Source organism: Nonomuraea rhizosphaerae, assembly GCF_019396405.1.
GTDB classification, from domain to species: domain Bacteria; phylum Actinomycetota; class Actinomycetes; order Streptosporangiales; family Streptosporangiaceae; genus Nonomuraea; species Nonomuraea rhizosphaerae.
The window spans coordinates 1-18,528 of record NZ_JAHKRL010000359.1; the positions used below are offsets into that span (position 1 = coordinate 1).

The 18,528-nt window shown below is 71.9% G+C and carries 17 protein-coding genes; 13 read left to right on the forward strand and 4 right to left on the reverse strand.

Features of this window, described 5'->3' with window-relative positions:
• The first annotated feature begins 319 nt into the window (after nucleotides 1–319).
• Both KME77_RS17990 and KME77_RS17995 read left to right on the forward strand, forming a co-directional pair.
• On the forward strand, nucleotides 320–1,120 hold the full coding sequence (locus KME77_RS17990; RefSeq protein WP_219468872.1) for a DUF3027 domain-containing protein: 801 nt from the start codon (nucleotides 320–322) through the stop codon (nucleotides 1,118–1,120).
• Between the two features lie 98 nt (nucleotides 1,121–1,218).
• Nucleotides 1,219–4,281, forward strand: coding sequence for a sacsin N-terminal ATP-binding-like domain-containing protein (locus KME77_RS17995; protein WP_219468875.1), 3,063 nt, complete (start codon nucleotides 1,219–1,221; stop codon nucleotides 4,279–4,281).
• Between the two features lie 49 nt (nucleotides 4,282–4,330).
• Here KME77_RS17995 and KME77_RS18000 read toward each other — a convergent pair whose 3' ends face one another.
• Nucleotides 4,331–5,842: an alpha/beta hydrolase gene (locus KME77_RS18000; protein ID WP_219468877.1), complete on the reverse strand. Its 1,512-nt coding sequence runs from the start codon at nucleotides 5,840–5,842 to the stop codon at nucleotides 4,331–4,333.
• Nucleotides 5,843–5,934: 92 nt separating this feature from the next.
• Nucleotides 5,935–6,144, reverse strand: a complete 210-nt coding sequence (locus KME77_RS29380; protein WP_219468879.1) for a DUF2530 domain-containing protein — start codon at nucleotides 6,142–6,144, stop codon at nucleotides 5,935–5,937.
• A gap of 55 nt (nucleotides 6,145–6,199) precedes the next feature.
• Here KME77_RS29380 and KME77_RS18010 point away from each other — a divergent pair, with 55 nt between their 5' ends.
• The 4 genes from KME77_RS18010 to thpR all read left to right on the forward strand — a co-directional run bounded on the left by KME77_RS18010 (nucleotide 6,200) and on the right by thpR (nucleotide 10,089).
• Nucleotides 6,200–7,666 carry an NCS2 family permease gene (locus KME77_RS18010; protein ID WP_219468881.1) on the forward strand — a complete coding sequence of 489 codons (1,467 nt, stop codon included), beginning with the start codon at nucleotides 6,200–6,202 and terminating at the stop codon, nucleotides 7,664–7,666.
• A 115-nt stretch (nucleotides 7,667–7,781) separates the two neighbouring features.
• Nucleotides 7,782–8,228, forward strand: a complete 447-nt coding sequence (locus KME77_RS18015; protein ID WP_219468883.1) for a MarR family winged helix-turn-helix transcriptional regulator — start codon at nucleotides 7,782–7,784, stop codon at nucleotides 8,226–8,228.
• Between the two features lie 23 nt (nucleotides 8,229–8,251).
• Complete coding sequence (locus KME77_RS18020; RefSeq protein WP_219468886.1) at nucleotides 8,252–9,475, forward strand: MFS transporter; 1,224 nt, start codon at nucleotides 8,252–8,254, stop codon at nucleotides 9,473–9,475.
• A 56-nt stretch (nucleotides 9,476–9,531) separates the two neighbouring features.
• On the forward strand, nucleotides 9,532–10,089 hold the full coding sequence (gene thpR / locus KME77_RS18025) for an RNA 2',3'-cyclic phosphodiesterase (protein WP_219468889.1): 558 nt from the start codon (nucleotides 9,532–9,534) through the stop codon (nucleotides 10,087–10,089).
• 115 nt (nucleotides 10,090–10,204) lie between these two features.
• On the opposite strand, the gene KME77_RS18030 is transcribed toward thpR, so the two are convergent.
• Entirely contained in the window at nucleotides 10,205–11,173 is a 969-nt protein-coding gene (locus KME77_RS18030; RefSeq protein ID WP_219468892.1) for an aldo/keto reductase, read from the reverse strand.
• 52 nt (nucleotides 11,174–11,225) lie between these two features.
• Here KME77_RS18030 and KME77_RS18035 point away from each other — a divergent pair, with 52 nt between their 5' ends.
• A complete protein-coding gene (locus KME77_RS18035; RefSeq protein ID WP_219468894.1) occupies nucleotides 11,226–12,185 on the forward strand; it encodes a polysaccharide biosynthesis C-terminal domain-containing protein in 960 nt (319 codons plus the stop codon).
• Entirely contained in the window at nucleotides 12,170–13,192 is a 1,023-nt protein-coding gene (locus KME77_RS18040; RefSeq protein ID WP_308250749.1) for a hypothetical protein, read from the forward strand. Before KME77_RS18035 ends, KME77_RS18040 begins: the two co-directional genes overlap by 16 nt.
• 94 nt (nucleotides 13,193–13,286) lie before the next feature.
• On the opposite strand, the gene KME77_RS18045 is transcribed toward KME77_RS18040, so the two are convergent.
• Nucleotides 13,287–13,658: a hypothetical protein gene (locus KME77_RS18045; protein WP_219468897.1), complete on the reverse strand. Its 372-nt coding sequence runs from the start codon at nucleotides 13,656–13,658 to the stop codon at nucleotides 13,287–13,289.
• 71 nt (nucleotides 13,659–13,729) lie between these two features.
• On the opposite strand from KME77_RS18045, the gene KME77_RS18050 reads away from it, so the two are divergent.
• The 5 genes from KME77_RS18050 to KME77_RS18070 form a co-directional block, all read left to right on the forward strand.
• Nucleotides 13,730–14,716, forward strand: coding sequence for an NAD-dependent epimerase/dehydratase family protein (locus KME77_RS18050; RefSeq protein WP_219468899.1), 987 nt, complete (start codon nucleotides 13,730–13,732; stop codon nucleotides 14,714–14,716).
• Nucleotides 14,710–15,903, forward strand: a complete 1,194-nt coding sequence (gene lhgD / locus KME77_RS18055; RefSeq protein WP_219468909.1) for an L-2-hydroxyglutarate dehydrogenase — start codon at nucleotides 14,710–14,712, stop codon at nucleotides 15,901–15,903. The genes KME77_RS18050 and lhgD overlap by 7 nt, the downstream gene beginning before the upstream one ends.
• Nucleotides 15,904–15,920: 17 nt before the next feature.
• Entirely contained in the window at nucleotides 15,921–16,613 is a 693-nt protein-coding gene (locus KME77_RS18060; protein WP_219468903.1) for a response regulator transcription factor, read from the forward strand.
• Nucleotides 16,613–18,037: a sensor histidine kinase gene (locus KME77_RS18065; protein ID WP_219468912.1), complete on the forward strand. Its 1,425-nt coding sequence runs from the start codon at nucleotides 16,613–16,615 to the stop codon at nucleotides 18,035–18,037. Before KME77_RS18060 ends, KME77_RS18065 begins: the two co-directional genes overlap by 1 nt.
• 65 nt (nucleotides 18,038–18,102) lie before the next feature.
• Nucleotides 18,103–18,528, forward strand: a 426-nt coding sequence (locus KME77_RS18070; protein WP_246610054.1) for a response regulator, incomplete at its 3' end; no start/stop codon positions are given.

Genomic DNA, 18,528 nt, shown 5'->3' on the forward strand with positions numbered 1-18,528 from the left:
ACCCCGGCCCGGCCGGCGCGCGCGGTCGCCCGGCCCGCGCCGGCGACCCCCCGGCCCACGCGGCGGGAGATCTCGCGAGCTGTGTCCCAGCCTCCGTCGCCTCCGTCCACGGTTACCAGTCTTACCCGATCCGCCCGCGGCATCGACGGCGGATCGCCCGAGTACGGACCGACACCTGCCCGGTGGCCCCCCGACAGAGGCCCGAGTGCCCCCGGTACGAGGCCGATCGGTCCGGGATGGGCAGTGTGGGCACCTTGAGGTCCGCCCATGGGAGACAATGAAGTGTGAGCGAACAGCACCTTCCGGCGCAGGTGGTCCGATGACCCGCACCCGGACCCGTGTCTCCCCGCCCGACCAGGCATGTGTCGCGGCGGTGGATGTGGCGCGCGCCGCCGCGGAGGAGCTCGCGCGGCCGGGCGAGCCGGGCGAGCACCTCGGGTACGAGGCCGAGGGCGACCGTATCGTCACCCACTACTTCGCCTGCCAGGACCGGGCCTACCGGGGCTGGCGCTGGGCCGTCACCGTCACCCGCGCCTCCCGCGCCAAGAACGTCACCGTCAGCGAGGCCGTGCTGCTGCCCGGCACGGGCGCCATGCTGGCCCCGGAGTGGCTGCCGTGGAGCGAGCGGCTGCGACCGGGTGATCTGGGCGTCGGCGACCTGCTGCCGACGCCGGACGACGACGACCGGCTCGCGCCCGGTTTCACCGAGGCCGGCGACGACTCAGACCACCAGATGATTTTCGAGTACGGCCTGGGCCGGGCACGTGTGCTCTCGGCCATCGGCAAGGACCGAGCTGCCAGACGCTGGCACTCGGGCGAGCACGGGCCGCACACTCCGATCGCACACGCCGCTCCCGCGCAGTGTTCCACCTGCGGGTTCTACTGGCTGCTCGCGGGTGGGCTCCGGCAGGAGTTCGGAGTGTGCGCCAATGAGTACGCGCCCGACGACGGCAAGGTGGTCACCGCCGACCACGGCTGCGGCGCGCACTCGGAGGCCGCGGTCATGCCGCCGCCCGTCGAGCAGGCCATGCCCATCCTGGACGACCTGGGGTTCGACCTGATCGAGGAGGAGGCGGGCTCGGTGGACGAGTCGGCCACCGAGGAGCTCGGCCACTCGTGATTCGCGGCGTGGCCGCGAGTGTCGGTGGGGACCGCTAGCCTACGGTGGCCCCCACACCGGCGGGACTTCCGCCCCACCTGCGACCAGGATCGTGATCGATGACCGACACCTTTGGCACCGAACGGATGCGGGCCGCCGTGCTCGCCGCGTGGACGGCCTCGCCCGCGAGGTTCCGCGAGGACGCCAACGCCGAGGAGGACTTCGCGCTCGGCGGCTACCGCGACCGCCTGATCGTGGAGCTGGCCCAGAACGCCGCCGACGCGGCGCTGCGCGCCGGCGTGCCGGGGGTGCTGCGGCTGACGTTGCGCGACGACGTGCTGAGCGCCGCCAACACGGGCGCGCCGCTGGACGCGACGGGCGTCGAGGGCCTGTCCACGTTGCGCGTCTCCGGCAAGCGCGGTGAGGCTGGCGCCGCCGGTCGGTTCGGCGTGGGTTTCGCCGCGGTCGTGTCGGTGTGCGACGCCCCGGAGGTCGGCTCGCGGGAGGCGGGCGCGGTCCGCTGGTCGCGCGAGGAGACGGCCGCCGCAGTGGCCGCGGTGCCCGCCCTGGCCGGTGAGCTGGGCGCCCGTGGCGGGCACGTGCCGCTGCTGCGGCTGCCGTTCGAGTCCGGTCCGCTCGACGTCCCGGAGGGCTTCGACACGCTCGTCCGGCTGCCGCTGCGTGACGCGCCGTCGGTCGCGGCGGTGCGCCGGATGCTGGCCGAGACCAGTCCCGCGCTGCTGCTGGGCATGCCCGCGCTGACCACCATCGAGATCGACCTCGGCGGTGAGGTGCGCCGGGTGGCGGCCGAGGGCTGGCACGTGGTGTCGGAGTCGGGGGAGTTCGCGCCCGAGCAGGTGGCGGCGCTGTTCGCCGACCGGCCGACCGAGGAGCGGGCCCGCCCCTTCTGGTCGCTGCGCTGGGCCGTCCCGGTGGGAGCCTCAGCGGAGGCCACGGTGGGGGCTTCGGCGGGAGAAGGCGGGGAGCCCAGGCCACTGCCGGCCGAGGTGCCGCCGGTGGTGCACGCGCCGACGCCCAGCGACGAGCCGCTCGACCTGCCCGCGCTGCTCATCGCCTCGTTCCCGATGGCCACCGACCGGCGTCACGTGGCCAAGGGGCCGCTGACCGACTTCCTGGTGGAGCGGGCCGCCGACGCGTACGTGAAGCTGCTGCGGGAGCTGCCGCGCACGCCCAAGCTGCTCGACCTGGTGCCCGCGCTGATGGGCAAGGGCGAGCTCGACGCGCGGATCCGGCAGGCCATCCTGCGCCGCCTGCCCGGCACCCCGCTGCTGCCGGCGCTGTCCGCGCCCGCCCCGGCCGTGCAGACGCCGTCGTTCGCCGACGCCGAGGTCTACGAGCCGGACGCCGAGTGGCGGGTGGAGCACCCGGCCAGGGAGCCGCACGAGGACGGCTGGGTGGTCACCGGCCGGGAGGCGGCCGTGGTCGCCGGGTCCGGCGAGCTGCTGGCCACCGTCGCCGCGTTCGTTCCCGGGCTGCTGCCCGCGGGGTGGCCGGCCAGGCATCCGGCGATGGGCGCGCTCGGCGTGCGCAGGGTCGAGCTGGCCGAGGTCGTCGACCTGCTGTCCGGCGAGGCGGTCGAGGGGCTGGAGCCGTCGTGGTGGCGCTCCCTCTACGAGGTGCTGCCCGCCGACGACCCCGAGTCGCTGGGGGCGCTGCCGGTGCCGCTGAGCGACGGCCGCCTCGTGCGGGGGCCGCGCGGCACGCTCATCCTCGACGCCGGGCGCGGCCTCGACCTGACGCCGCTCGGGCTGCGGATCGTGCACCCCGAGGCGGCGCACCCGGCGCTGCTGCGGCTCGGCGCGGCCGAGGCGACGCCGCGCACCATCCTTGAAGATCCGCTGACCAAGGCCGCCGTCTCCCAGTCGCTCGACAGCCCCGACCCCGAGCCCGTCGCCCAGGCGGTGTTGTCGCTGGTCGAGGCCGCCGGCCTCGTGCCCGGCGAGGCGCCGTGGCTGGCCGAGCTGGCGCTGCGCGGCACCGACGGCGAGCTGTACCCGGCCGGCGAGCTGATGCTGGCCGACGGCGCGCTGGCCGGGCTGCTGGAGTCCGGCACGCACCTCGGCGTGGCCGCGCCCGAGCTGGAGCAGACCTACGGCTCACGGGTCCTGGAGGCGGCGGGCGTGCTCGACGGGTTCGCCGTCGAACGCGACTCCGACGTGCTGCTCGACCCCGACGACTGCGACCACGACCTCGACGGCGAGGAGGAGTGGCTCGACCACGTGCTCGACCTGCTGCCCGAGCTGGACGTGCCGCCGGTGGTGCCCGAGTTCGCGGCGGTGCGCGACCTGGAGCTGGTCGCCGACTGGCCGGCCGCGCTGGCGCTGCTCACCCGGCCGCCGCTGCGCGGGGCGCTGCACCCGCTGCGGGTCGAGGGCGTCGAGGTGCCGTCGTACACGGCGTGGTGGCTGGCCAACCACCCGGTGCTGGACGGCAGACGGCCGCGCGAGCTGCGGCTGCCCGGCGCCGACCCGCTGCTCCAGGGCCTGTACGCCGACGCGCCCGCCGGCCTGGACGCCGTGGCGCTGGGCATGCTCGGCGTGCGCACCACGCTCACCGACCTGCTGGCCGGCCACGGCGGCCCGGAGGAGCTGCTCGACCTGATGGCCGACGGGTCCGTCGAGGTGGACCGGGCCCAGCTGCGCGCCCTGTGGGTCGCGCTGGCGGCGGTGGAGCCCACCCGGGTGGCGCCGCCGTCGCGGGTGCGCGCCGTGCTCGGCGGCCGGATCGTGGTGGCCGCGGCCGACGACGCCGTGGTGGTCGAGGCCCCCGACCTGCTGCAACTGGTCACCGACCGGCCCCTGGTGCTGGCCCCGTACGACCTGGCCGAGCAGCTTTCCGAGCTGCTCGACCTTCCCCTGGCCGGTGAGCTGGCCGCGGGTGAGGTCAGCTCCGAGGGCGAGTCCCGGCCGGTGCCGCCCGAGGTGCGCTCCCTGCTCCCGACGGCCCCCGAGACCTACGTCGAGCACGAGAAGCTGCTGGTGGACGGCCTGGCCTGCACGTGGCGCTTCTTCGACGGCACGGTGCACTGCACCGGCGTCGACGGGCTGGCGCGCGGGCTGGCCTGGGCGACCGGGCAGTGGAACGACCGCCTCGCGGTGGCCGCCCTCCTGCGTGACCCCACCGCCGTGCCGCTGCTGCTGGCGGAGGCCGACCTGTCCTGACCCGCGCGCGAGGTGCGGCCCTCGGAAGGGCCGCACCCGGGGCACGGGGTCACGCCGCCGGGCAGGTGGCGTTCGTGCCGGGGTTCTCGCCGCTGAGGAAGTACGCGTCCACCAGGCGGGTGACGCAGGTGCTGCCGCTCAGGTACGCCCCGTGGCCCTCACCCTCGTACGTGACCAGGACACCGGTCTTGAGCTGGGCGGCGAGCTTGGGCGCCCACTGGTACGGGGTGGCGGGGTCGCCCTTGCCGCCGACGACGAGGATCGGGGCGGAGCCGGTGGCGTCGATCTTCTTGGCGGCGTCGCTGCCCTTCACCGGCCAGTGCGCGCACAGGGAGCCGGCCCCGCCGGAGGCCATGAGCGGGAAGATCTTGGCGGTCTGGCGCTCCACCTTGCGGATCTCGGCGGCGCTGGGCCGTTCGGCGTTGTCGAGGCAGGTGATCGCCAGGAAGCTGGCCATCATGGTCGAGTACGTGCCGTCGGGCTTGCGGCCGTTGTAGGAGTCGGCCATGGCCAGGAGCTGGGTGCCGTCGCCCTTGATCGCGGCGGCGGTCGCCTGCTCCAGGACCGGCCAGGTCTGCTTGGCGTACAGGGTGGCCATGGCGCCGGTGATCGCCAGGTCCTTGGTGAGCTTACGGTCGCCCACCTTGAGCGGCTTGTCCTCCAGGCGGTCCGCCAGCTTCTCCAGGCTCTTGGTGACGGCGGCCGGGCTGGCGCCCAGGTCGCATCCCTGCTTGACGCAGTCGGCGGAGAACGAGTCGAACGCCTGCTTGAACCCCGCCACCTGGATCTTCGCGCGGTCGGCGAAGCTGACGGTCGGGTCGAGGGCGCCGTCGAGGACGAAGCGGCCGACGTTCTTCGGGTACTGGGTGGCGTACACGGCGCCGAGCTGGGTCCCGTACGACAGGCCGAAGTAGTTCAGCTTGGGGTCGCCCAGCGCGACGCGGATGCGGTCGAGGTCGCGGGCGGCGTTCATGGTGCCGACGTGGGGGAGCAACTTGCCCGAGTTCTTGGCGCAGGCGGCGGCGAGGCGCTTGGTGAGCTTGGCCACGTCGGGGCCCACGAGCCCCATGGACAGCCACTCGTCGAGGTCGCCGCACTTGACGGGGGCGCTGCGGTCCACGCCCCGCGGGTCGAAGCTGACCAGGTCGTACCCGCTGTTGAGGCCGGCGAAGGCCTTGGCGGCCAGGGCCAGCGTGTCGACCCCCGAGCCGCCGGGGCCGCCGAAGTTGAACACCAGTGAGCCCTGCCGCCGGCCGGTGGCCTTGACGCGGATGAGGGCGAGGTCGATCTTCTCGCCGTTCTTCTTGGCGTAGTCGAGCGGGACCGCGAGCTTGCCGCACTGGAGCGCGGGATCGGGGGCGGCGGGCTTGCCGTCGGGGCCGGTCAGGCCGGTGCACGGGCTCCACTTGACCGCGCCGCCCTCAGCGGTGGCGTTCCCGGTAGCGGAGGCGGAGGCGCCGGTGGAGCCGGGAGTGTCGGCGGCGCTCCGCGCGCCGCTGTTCGCGCATCCGGCGAGCGCTATGACCACGGTTATGGCGGAAACCAGGGAGGTCTTTGTCATGCCTTCAAGCATGCTGAGACCGCTTTTCCCCAGGTAGTGGGGTAAAACAGCAGTTTCAGGTGACTTCGAGGATCAGCCGCAGATGACGAATGTCAGCTCCGCGCCGCCCGCCTGCGCACGAACCAGAGCCCGAACAGCCCGAACCCCACCCCGGTCGCGGCCGTCCAGATCCACCATGACTCGGCCGGGCGGAAGATCAGCAGCACGACCAGCGCGATCGCCCAGACGATCGTGCCCACGCCGACCGCCTTGGTGTCGTCGGTCTCGATCGGCTCGGGGTCGGGGCGCCATTCCTGCTTCACGGATCCAGCCTAGCTTCCAATCAGGTCTCGATCCGATCACCGACACTTTTCGCAGATGGACGCAGACTGTCACTCTTCGCGCGTGAGTGACACCAGTAGCGGTATCGACAGGTTCTTCGCAATCTCCGCACGAGGCTCAACAGTCTCCCGTGAGGTACGCGGTGGACTGGCCACGTTCTTCACGATGGCCTACATCGTCGTGCTGAACCCGATCATCATCGGCAACGCCGCAGACGTCCAGAAGCAGTTCATCGGCGACGGCTCGGCGCCCAACCTGCCGCTGATCGCCGCGGGCACGGCGTTCGTCGCGGGCATCATGACGATCCTCATGGGCGTGGTCGGCCGGGTGCCGTTCGCCATGGCCGCGGGCCTGGGGATCAACGCCCTCGTGGCCTTCAACATCGCGAGCGTGATGACCTGGGAGGCGGCCATGGGGCTGGTCTTCCTCGAAGGGATCATCATCGCCATCCTGGTGCTGACCGGGTTCAGGGTGGCGGTCTTCAACGCCATCCCGGCCCAGTTGAAGACCGCGATCAGCGTCGGGATCGGGCTGTTCATCGCGTTGATCGGCTTCGTGGACGCGGGCTTCGTGCGGCGCGTGGCCGCGGGGCCGCCCCTGGAGATGGGCATCCGGGGCGCGCTGACCTCGTGGCCGCTGCTGGTGTTCATCATCGGGCTGCTGGTCACGGTGGTGCTGGTCGCGCGCCGGGTGAAGGGCGCGATCCTGATCGGCATCGTCGGCACCACCGTGCTCGCCGTCATCGTCGAGCAGCTCGCCAAGCCGGGGGCGTTGTCGGCCGACAACCCCGCCGGCTGGGCGTCCGTGCCGTCCCTGCCGAAGGAGATCGTCGCCTTCCACAACCCGCTGGCGCTGTTCACGGAGTTCGACCCGTTCGGCGCGTTCACCCAGGTCTCGGTGATCCTGGCCATCCTGTTCGTCTTCACGCTGCTCATCACCGACTTCTTCGACACGATGGGCACGATCGTGGGCGTCGGCCGCCAGGCCGGGCTCGTGGACAACGACGGGACGCTGCCGCGCACCAAGGAGATCCTGCTCGTCGACTCGATCGGCGCGGCGGCGGGCGGCGCGGGCTCGGTGTCGTCCAACACCACCTACATCGAGTCGGCCGCGGGCGTCGGCGAGGGCGCGCGGACCGGTCTGGCCAGCGTGGTCACCGGGGTGCTCTTCCTGCTGGCGATCTTCTTCGCGCCGCTGGTCACCGTCGTGCCGTACGAGGCGGCCGCGCCCGCGCTGATCGTGGTGGGCTTCCTGATGATGACCTCGGTGCGCGACATCGACTTCAGCGACTACGAGATCTCCATCCCGGCGTTCTTCACGATCGTGCTCATGCCCTTCACCTACAGCATCTCCAACGGCATCGGCGCGGGCTTCATCACGTACGTGCTGATCAAGGTCGTCAAGGGCAAGTCGCGGGAGATCCACCCCCTCATGTGGGTGGTGGCCGCGTTGTTCGTGGTGTACTTCGCGCTCGGCCCCATCAAGATTCTTTTCGGCGTCTGAGCCCAGGTGGGGCCGCCTTTCGCATGAAGGGCGGCCCTCGGGTACCAAGGTATGAGACGCCATCGATGTTGGGAAATATCTTGGTATGCCCTATAGTTAGCAAAGGTAATGACTCATGCTAACCAAGAACCAGATCAACCTGCGCAGCGACGCAGGCCTGGCATCAGCCCTGCGCGTGTCGCTGGCGCGGCTGACCAGGCGACTTCGACGACAGGCGGCGGCCCACTCGCTGACTCCCACACAGTTCGCGACGCTCGCCGCGGTGGAACGGCATTCCGCGATAACCCCCGGCGAATTGGCCGAGCTCGAGAAGGTACAGCCGCCCTCGATGACTCGCGTGATCGCCGCCCTAGAGGAACGCGGCCTGGTGTCCCGCACCCCGCATCCGACAGACCGGCGACAGGTGACCGTGACCGTGACCGAGGACGCCCAGAAGCTGCTGAAGGAGGAGCGACGCCGCAAGGAGGCGTGGCTGAACCAGCGGCTGAAGGACCTGACGCCGGAGGAGCGGTCGATCTTGCGGCAGGCGGCGCCGATTCTGGAGAAGCTCAGCAGGATCTAGAGCCCGAAGAACCCAAGACCGGGATGTTCCGGTCACTCAGGGTTCGTAACTACCGCATGTTCGTGGCCGGCGGAGCCGTCTCCAACATCGGCACCTGGCTGCAGCGCACCGCCCAGGACTGGCTGGTGCTCGACCTCACCCACGGCAGCGCGGCGGCGCTGGGCCTGACGACGGCCCTGCAGTTCCTGCCGATGCTGCTGTTCGGCCTCTTCGGCGGCGTGCTGGCCGACCGCTACCCCAAGCGCCCGATCCTCATCGTCGCGCAGAGCCTGATGGCCCTGCTCGCCCTCAGCATCGGCACGCTGACCATGCTGGGCGCCGCCCAGGTCTGGCACGTGTACGTGATGGCGTTCGCGCTCGGCCTGATCGCCTGCGTCGAGGTGCCGACCCGGCAGTCCTTCGTGGTCGAGATGGTCGGCCGTGACGTGCTGTCCAACGCGATCGCGCTGAACGCCTCCGTCTTCAACCTGGCCCGCGTGGTCGGCCCGGCCGTCGCCGGTGTGCTGATCTACCTGCTCGGCGGCACCGGCCCGCTGTTCCTGATCAACGGGCTCACGTTCGTCGGGGTGATCTCCAGCCTCGTCTTCATGCGCAAGGCGGAGCTGAACCCGGTCGAGCCCGTCGCCCGGGCCAAGGGCCAGCTCCGCGAGGGCCTGCGTTACGTGCTCCAGCGGCAGGAACTGCTCATGCCGATCATGCTCGTGGCGTTCACGTCATTGTTCGTGCAGTCGTTCTCGATGTCGATCGCGCTCATGGCCCGCCAGGTGTTCGGGGCGGGGGCCTCGTCGTTCGGCCTGGCCTCCAGCATGTTCGCCGTCGGCGCGCTGGGCGGGGCGCTGCTGGCCGCGCGCAGGGCGCGTCCGTCGCCCAAGCTGCTGATGGCCGGCGCGCTCGGGTTCGGGCTGTTCCAGATCGCCTGCGGCCTGGCGCCCTTCTACCCGGTGTACCTGGTGCTGCTGATCCCCACCGGCATAGCGATGATCACCATCAACACGGCCGCGAACGCGAGCGTCCAGCTCGCCACCTCGCCCGCCATGCGCGGCCGCGTCATGGGCATCTACATCCTCGTCTTCACCGGCGGCGCGCCGCTCGGGGCCCCGCTGATCGGCTGGCTCTCCGACCTGGTCGGGGTGCGTACGGGCGTCATGATCTCCGGCGGGCTCACCGTGGTCGGCATCGGGCTGGCGGTGCTGCTGACCAGGTTGATCGGCTCCCGCGTACGGCAGCCGGTGCTCGCCGTGGCCTGACCGGAACGGCGGCCTGACAGGAGCGGCGGCTGACAGAATCACCCTATGAGGCTGGCATGAGGTTGTTCGCGGCCCTGGTGCCGCCCGGCGAGGTGCTCGACGAGATCGAACGGGCCATCGCGCCCCACGTCGGCCAGGTGCCGGGGCTGCGCTGGCCGGACCGCGCCACCTGGCACATCACGCTGGCGTTCTTCGGCGAGGTGCCCGAGCACGTGGTGCCGGAGCTGGAGGTGCGCCTGGCCCGCGCCGTACGTCGGCACACCGCCCTCGACTTGGCCTTCGAGGGGTTCGGGGCGTTCTCGTCGGCCCGCAGGGCCCGGGTGTTCTGGGCCGGGGTCACCGGCGACCCGATGATCCGGCTGTCCGACTCGGTCAAGGCCGGCGCCCGGCGCGCGGGCGCCGGGCAGACCGACGAGAAGCGCTTCCATCCGCACCTGACGCTGGCCAGGGCCAAGACGGAGACCGACCTCCGCCCGCTGGTCGACTCGCTGGCCGGGTTCACCGGCTCGGCGTGGCGGGCGGGGGCCGTCCATCTCGTCCGCAGCCATCTGGGGGCTCAGGTGAGGTACGAGTCACTCGCCGAATGGGACCTGGCACCCGCCGGGCGGGGCTAGGCTCCAGGGCGTGGATCGTCCTCGCTCCTGGCTGCTGCCCGTCGTGCTCGGCCTCCTGCTGCTGATCGTCGTCGTCGGCGCGCTGCTCACCTGAGCCGCTGACCTGGGCCCACGGCTACCAGGCGTAGTCCTCGGGAGCCGTCCTGTGGCCGGGGAAGATCTCGTCGAGGCGGGCCAGGGTCTGCTCGTCGAGGTCGATCTCCAGGGTCCGCAGGCTGCCTTCGAGCTGCTCCATCGTCCGCGGGCCGATGATCGGGGCGACCACCGCCCGCTGCTTGAGCAGCCACGCCAGCGCCACGTCGGCGGGGTTCTCGCCCAGCTCGTCGCAGAGCTTCTCGTACGCCTCGATCTTGTCGCGGTGCTTCTCCAGCTGCTTGACCATGCGGTCGTCGGCCGAGCGGCCCTTGTCGATCTTGCGCAGCACGCCGCCCAGCAGGCCGCCGGCCAGCGGGCTCCACGGGATCACGCCGAGCCCGTAGTCCTCGCACGCGGGCAGCACCTCCAGCTCGACCGTGCGGGTGAGCAGGTTGTAGTGGGACTGCTCGCTGATCAGGCCGGTGAAGTTGCGCTTGTCCGCCGTCTCCTGGGCCTTGGCGATGTGCCAGCCGGCGAAGTTCGAGGAACCCACGTATATGATCTTGCCCTGCTGGCGCAGGACCTCCATGGCCTCCCAGAACTCCTCGAAGGGGGTGTCCCGGTCGACATGGTGTGCCTGGTAGATGTCGATGTAGTCCGTCTGCAGGCGCTTGAGCGAGGCGTCGCAGGCCCTGCGGATGTTCAGCGCCGACAGCTTGGAGTCGTTGGGCCAGTCGCTCATCGCGCCGTTCAGCTTGGTCGCGATGACCGTCTTCTCCCTGCGTCCTCCGCCCTGGGCGAACCACCGGCCGACGATCTGCTCGGTGATGCCCTCACCCAGCTTCCAGCCGTACACGTTGGCCGTGTCGAAGAAGTTGATGCCCAGCTCAAGAGCCTTGTCCATGATCGCGAAGGAGTCTTCCTCCGTGGTCTGCGGACCGAAGTTCATGGTGCCGAGGCAGAGTGGACTGACCCGGAGGCCACTGCGTCCCAGGTTCACATAATCCATGGACTCCACCCTAAGTACCTGGAGTGCACTCCAGGCTAGTAGGGTCGGCGGCGTGTTCTCGGGCATCCTGCGTGCGGCGGTGCCCCTGTTCCTCTCCATGGTCACCACCACGCTCGGCACGCTGGTGGTCACCTCCGTGCTCGGCAGGCACGCCACCGTCACCCTGGCCGCGTTCGCGGTGATGTCGGCCGTGCTCAACCCCGCCTCGGCCGCCGTCGTGGGCGCGCTGCGGGGGCTCGCGCCGTTCGTCGCGCCGTACAAGGACACGCCCGCCGAGGCCGTGCCGATCCTGCGTGACGCGCGCTGGCTGACACTGCTGGTCGGCACGGCGGGCGCGCTCGCGGTGCTGCTCGTGCCCGCGCTCGCCCGCGCCGCCGGCACGCCCGCCGAGGTCGTCGCCGAGCTGGGGCCGCTGCCCTGGCTGCTGGCCCTCTACCTGCTGGTCCACGCGTCAGGCGGCGGCGCGAACACCGTGCTCGTGGCGCTCGGCCACAGCCGCCAGGTGCTCTGGTCGAGCCTGGCGGCCATGGCCGTGATGGCCGGCTGCACGGTCGCGCTGGTGCCGCCGTACGGGCTGGCCGGGGTGGGCGTGGCCTGGCTGGCGTCCGGGGTCGTGGGCGTGGCCGTCTCCAACTTCTGCCTGCGCCGCGCCGTCGGCGTACGTGGTGCTGAGCACGCTGACCGGGTTTCTCATGCTGGCCTCGCTCTCCGTCGGGCTGGCCGCGGCGCCCGAGGTGGCCAGGGCCGCCGGCGTGGCGGGCGCGCGCGGCGCCAACCGGGCCGCGACCCTGCTCGCGCTGGCGGGCACGGCGCTGCTCGCCGCCGGTTACGGCGCGATGACGGCGCTGGCCGCGCCCGTGGCCCTCGCCTGGGGGCTGGCCGGCCTGTGGTGGCTCATGGCCGCGACCAACGGGGTGCTGGTCGTCCTCCAGGGCGCGGGGTTCCGCCGGCACAGCGCGAAGGCCGGGACGGCGCCGGTTGGGGCATGATGGCGGCGTGGGGGATGTCGTGAGGAGGACGGTCGCGGGGGTGCTCGTGCTTTTCGCCGCACTCGTACCGGCAGGTCCGGCTTTGGCGGGTTCGGCGGTCATGGACGACGACGGCGAGGAGAAGCTGTTCACGTTCAGGGACCCGCGGATCACCGAGTCGAGCGGCCTGGCCGCGTCGCCGACCCGCGACGGCGTCTACTACACGCACAACGACAGCTCGGCCGCGCCGACGTTCTACGCGGTCGGCTCCGACGGCCGGACGCGGGCGACGTACCAGATGCGGGGCGCGCAGGCTCGCGACTGGGAGGCGATGGCGGCCAGCAAGGACGCCTCCGGGCGCGGCGTCCTGTGGTTCGCCGACATCGGCGACAACCTGAACGGCGCCTGGCCGGACATCTCCATCTACAAGGTGATGGAGCCTGCCACGCTGCGCGACGCCACGCTCCCGGCCGTCCGCTACCGCTTCCGGTACGAGGACGGCGCCAGGAACGCCGAGGGCATCATGGTCAACCCGCTGACCGGGCGGCTGTTCGTGGTGTCCAAGGAGTTCTCCGGCTCGATCTACCAGGCGCCGAAGAAGCTGCGGACCGACCGGGTCAACGTGCTGCGCAAGGTCGGCGCGGCGCCGGTCATGGCCACGGACGCGGCGTTCGCGCCCGACGGGCAGTCGTACGTGATCCGCACCTACTTCTCCGCCACCGTCTACCGGCCCTCCGGCAGGACGGTCGCCAGGGTGCCGATGCCCGAGCTGGCGCAGGCCGAGTCGATCGCGTACACGCGGGACGGCACGGGCCTGCTGACCGGCTCCGAAGGCGTCCGCAGCCCCGTCTACCGGGTCCCGCTCCCGGCGGACGTGCCCACGGCCGCTCCCTCCGCCTCGCCCGCGAGCAGCCCGTCGCCGTCGAGGGAGCCGCTGGCGGCCAGGGAGCAGGAGCCGTCGGGGCTGACCGTCCGCGACGTGCTCATCTGGCTGGCCGCCGCCGTGGGCGCGACGGCCGTCATCGTCTTCCTGGCCCGCCGTACGCGCTGAGGACCGGTCTGCCCGTACGCGCTGAGGACCGTCCCCGTCGTACGCGCCGGGGACGGGTCCGCCGCGCGCGCCAGGGCAGGCCCGCCGGGGGCGTTCAGGGATGTCGCATGGTCGCGGTGAAGATGTCGCCCCGCAGCGCCCTCTCCACGACCTCGATCGACCGGGCCAGCCGCACCAGGCGCGGCCCCTCCTCCCGGTAGGCGTCGAGCACCGCCTCGATCGCGTGCGGCGGCAGGTGGCTCTTGAGGTCGACCGCCGCGCGCCGGTAGCCGGTGCGCGCGGCCTCGATCGCCGAGTTGACGTGGTGGCCGGCCATCCGCGCAAGCGCGATCGGGTGGCGGCGCAGGACCTCGTAGGCGCGGTAGTCGGGCGGGACCGCGTCGAGCAGCCAGGCCACGGCTGAGGTCTCCCAGTCGGGGACGCTGGGCGGGCGGACCTCCGCGGGCCACTCCGGCGGGACGTACATGAGCCTATCGTACTCACGTTCGATAGGCTCATCAGTGGCGGGATAACCAAGTGAGCGCTAGCTTGCTACATATGCGCGTCCTGGTTACCGGTGCGTCGGGGTTCGTCGGCTCGCACGCGGTGACGGCCCTGGCCGCCGCTGGCCACGAGTCCCGTCTTCTGGTGAGAAATCTGGACAAGGCGCGGCGGGTGCTGGGGGACGGGCACGAGTTGCGCCAAGGGGACATCCGCGACGCGGGGACCGTACGGCGGGCCCTCGACGGGTGCGACGCCGTGCTGCACGCCGCCGCCGACATGGGCATCACCGGGCACGGGGCCGACCTGGGCGGCACGAACGTCGCCGGGCTGCGCAACGTGCTCGGCCAGGCCGCCGAGCTGGAGCTGGACCCGATCGTGCACGTCTCGACGATCGGCGTGTTCGTGCCGCCGCCCGGACCGGTGATCACCGCGGACGGCCCGCTGGCCCGGCCGCGCAACGCGTACGGCAGGTCCAAGGTCGAGGGGGAACGCTACGCCAGGCAGCTGGGCGGCGTGACCATCGTCTACCCGGGCGGGATCGCCGGGCCGGGGCAGCCGACGCTCGACGCGCTCAACGAGGGGCTGCGGGCCGGGCTGCGGCTCGGCTGGCCGCTGGTGCCGGGCGGGGTGTGCGTGCTGGACGTGCGCGACCTGGCCGCCGGACTGGCGCGGTGCTTCACGCCGGGACGGGGCGGGCGGCGCTACCTGCTCGGCGGACAGTTCACGGAGTGGGCGGAGCTGGCGGGCATCTGCGCCCGGGTGACCGGGCGACATGTCCGAACGTACCGGATGCCGGGCGGCATGCTGCGCGGCATGGCCGCCGCCCTCGACGCGGTCAAACGGGTGGCGCCCATCGACTACCCGCTCACCCGCGACGCCGCCGACATCATGCTCACCATGGTCCCCACCGACGACGCGCCCGCGCTGAAAGAACTCGGCCTCACGCTGCGACCGGTCGAAGACACCGTTTCGGATACATTGCGCTGGCTGGCCGCCGAAGGCCACCTGGATCGGCGCAGAGTAGGCAAACTGGCCTGGTGACGGAGAAGATCGGAGTCGTCGGAGCCGGCATCGTCGGCCTGGCGGTCGCCCGTGAGCTGGCCGCCTCCAGAGGCGCCGAGGTGACCGTGCTCGACAAGGAGAACCGCGTCGGCGCGCACCAGACCAGCCACAACAGCGGGGTCGTGCACGCGGGCATCTACTACCCGCCGGGCTCGCTGAAGGCCAGGCTCTGCCGCGAGGGCGTCGCCCTGCTCAAGGACTACTGCGCGCACCACGGGCTGCCGTACGACGAGGTCGGCAAGCTGGTCGTGGCCTCCACCCAGGCCGAGCGGCCGAGACTGGCCGCGCTGGCCGAGCGGGCCAGGGCGAACGGCGTGCCCGGCATCACCGAGCTCGACGCCCTCGCGCTGCGCGAGATCGAGCCGCACGCGGTCGGCGTCGGCGCCGTCCACTCGCCGCACACCGCGATCACCGACTTCGGCGAGGTCGCCCGCAGGCTCGCGCTGGACGTCGCCGAGCTGGGCGGCTCCGTACGCCTCGCGCACCCGGTCCGGGCGATCAGGGAGAGCGCCAGGGGCGTCGAGGTGCTGGCCGCCAGGCGCAGGCTCGTCTTCGACCGGCTGGTGGTCTGCGCGGGGCTCGGCTCCGACGCGGTGGCCAGGATGGCCGGCTCGCCGGGCGAGGTGCGGATCGTGCCGTTCCGGGGTGAGTTCTACGCGCTCGACGGAGCGGCCAAGGACCTCGTGCGCGGCCTGATCTACCCCGTGCCCGACCCGCGCTACCCGTTCCTCGGCGTCCACCTGACCAAGCAGGTCGACGGCGAGGTGCTGGTCGGGCCGAACGCGGTGCTCGGCCTCGCCTACGAGGGCTACACCCGATGGAACATCCGAAATTCCTGGCAAATTCTTACCTGGCCCGGAACGCTGCGCATGGCCCGCCGGCACTGGCGCACCGGGCTCAGGGAAATCCACGGCTCGCTGGTCAAGAGCGCCTACGTCAGGGCCACCCGGCGCTACGTGCCCGAGCTGACCGCCTCCGACCTGCGGCGGGCCGAGGGCGGCGTCCGCGCCCAGGCGGTGGCGAGGGACGGCGGGCTGCTCGACGACTTCGCCGTGGACGTGCACGGTAAGGTCGTGCTGGTGCGCAACGCGCCCTCGCCGGCGGCCACGTCCAGCCTGGCCATCGCCAAGCACATCGCCGGAATTGTCCCAGCACCCGTCAGGTGAGGGCATCCTTGGAAGTGATGGAAGCGCGACTGCTGATCGTCGAGGACGACCCCAACATCCTCGAACTCCTCGCCGCGAGCCTGAGGTTCGCGGGTTTCGACGTGTCCACGGCCAAGAGCGGCCTCGACGCCGTCGCCGCCGTCCAGCGGCACCGTCCCGACCTGGTGGTCCTCGACGTCATGCTGCCCGACCTCGACGGGTTCGAGATCGTGCGGCGGCTGCGCGGCGGGGGCGTGCACGTGCCCGTCGTGTTCCTGACCGCCCGCGACGAGACCGAGGACAAGATCCGCGGGCTGACGATCGGCGGCGACGACTACGTCACCAAGCCGTTCAGCCTGGAGGAGGTCGTCGCCAGGATCCACGCCGTGCTCCGCCGTACCAGCGGGGAGGTGCCGGCGCCGCCGCCCAGGCTGACCTTCGCCGACATCGAGCTGGACGAGGAGAGCCACGAGGTGTGGCGCGGCGGCAACGCCGTCTCGCTGTCGCCGACCGAGTTCAAGCTGCTGCGCTACTTCATGACCAACGCCGGGCGGGTCCTGTCCAAGCCGCAGATCCTCGACCACGTCTGGGACTACGACTTCAGGGGCGAGGTCGGCATCGTGGAGTCGTACGTGTCGGTGCTCCGGCGCAAGATCGACAACCGCAACCCGCGCCTCATCCACACGCTGCGCGGCGTCGGCTACGTCCTGCGGCTGCCGCCGGGCCCGTGATGCGCGGGCTCCCGCTCCGGATCAAGCTGATCGCCGCGATGCTGGCGCTGCTCGGTCTCGGGCTGACCTTCATCGGTGTGGTGAGCGTCTCGGTGCTGCACGGGTACCTGATGAACCGGGTCGACAGCCAGATCCAGCTCGTCGCCGTACGCGTGCACAACAAGCTCAAGCACGACCAGGAGAAGCGGGAGCGCGGCAAGGGGACCACCTACAACATGACGCTGATCGAGTCCAACACGATCGTGCTCATCCATCCCCCCGGCGGCTCGCTGACCCCCATCTACTTCGGCGACCGCGACGTCGACTCCAAGCCCAAGCCGAAGCTGACCGCCCCGCCGGGCGCGGGCATCTACTCCACCACGGCGGTCAGCGGCAGCGGCGAGTGGCGGGTGCTCCAGACCGACACCCCGGCCGGCGGCTACATGATCGCCGTGGACCTGGAGGAGGTCACCGAGATCACCCGGCGGCTCGGCCTCATCGAGCTGCTGGGCGGCGGCGGCATCCTGCTCATCCTCGCCGTCGTCGGCGTCACGATCGTGCGGCGGAGCATGCGGCCGCTGGCCGAGATCGAGCGCACGGCCGAGGCCATCGCCGGCGGCGAGCTGGGCCGCCGGGTGCCCGAGGCCGACCCGCGTACCGAGGTGGGCCGCCTGGGCAGATCGCTCAACGGCATGCTCGCCCAGATCGAGGCCGCCTTCACCGCGCGCTCCCAGTCCGAGGCGGCGGCCCGGCGCTCCGAGGACCGGATGCGCGAGTTCGTCGGCGACGCCTCGCACGAGCTGCGCACGCCGCTCACCTCGATCAGGGGCTTCGCCGAGTACGCCAGGCAGAACCCGAACGCCGACCCCGCCGAGCTGATGCAGCGCGTGGAGAAGGCGGCCGGGCGCATGAGCCTGCTCGTGGACGACCTGCTGCTGCTGGCCCGCGTCGACCAGCAGCGCCCGCTGCGCATGCGGCCCGTCGACATGCTGGCGCTGGCCGCCGACGCCGTGCACGACGCCCGCATCCTGGCGCCCGACCGGGTGATCAACCTCGACGTGGTCGGCGGCGCGGCCCTGATCGTCTCCGGCGACGAGGTACGCCTGCGCCAGGTGGTCACCAACCTCATGACCAACGCCCTGACCCACACCGACCCCGCCACCCCCGTCACGGTCCGGGTGGGCGCCTCCGCCGACACGGTCTTCCTGGAGGTCGCCGACAAGGGCCCCGGCCTCACCCCCGAGCAGGTGGAGAGGGTCTTCGAGCGCTTCTACCGGGCCGACTCGGCCAGGTCGCGGCACCGCTCGGACGACGACCGGGGCAGCGGCCTGGGCCTGGCCATCGTGCAGGCGCTCGTACGGGCGCACGAGGGCGAGGTCGTGCTCGACAGCGCGCCGGGATCGGGCTCCACGTTCCGGGTCGAACTCCCACTCGCCTTGGAGTGAGCCTTCAGCTATTCCTCAGCCTCCTGAGTCACTCTGAGTAGGTGACTAGACCCGAGGCGCTCATCATGGTCGTGGACGACGAACCCAGCATCAGGGACCTGCTGTCGGCCAGCCTGCGCTTCTCCGGCTTCGAGGTGCTGACCGCCGCCGACGGCTACGAGGCCGTCGAGGTGGCCGAACGCGCCTCGCCGGACCTGGTCGTGCTCGACGTGATGCTGCCGGACCTCGACGGGTTCGAGGTGGCCAAGCGGATCGGCGCGCCGGTGCTGTTCCTGACCGCCCGCGACGCCACCGAGGACAAGATCGCCGGGCTGGGCGTGGGCGACGACTACGTGACCAAGCCGTTCAGCCTGGAGGAGGTCCAGGCCAGGATCCGGGCGGTGCTGCGGCGCACCCGGGGGGAGAGCGCGCCGGCCAGCCGCCTCCAGGTCGCCGACCTGGAGCTGGACGAGGAGGCGCGCGAGGTCTGGCGCGGCGGGCGGCAGGGGGGG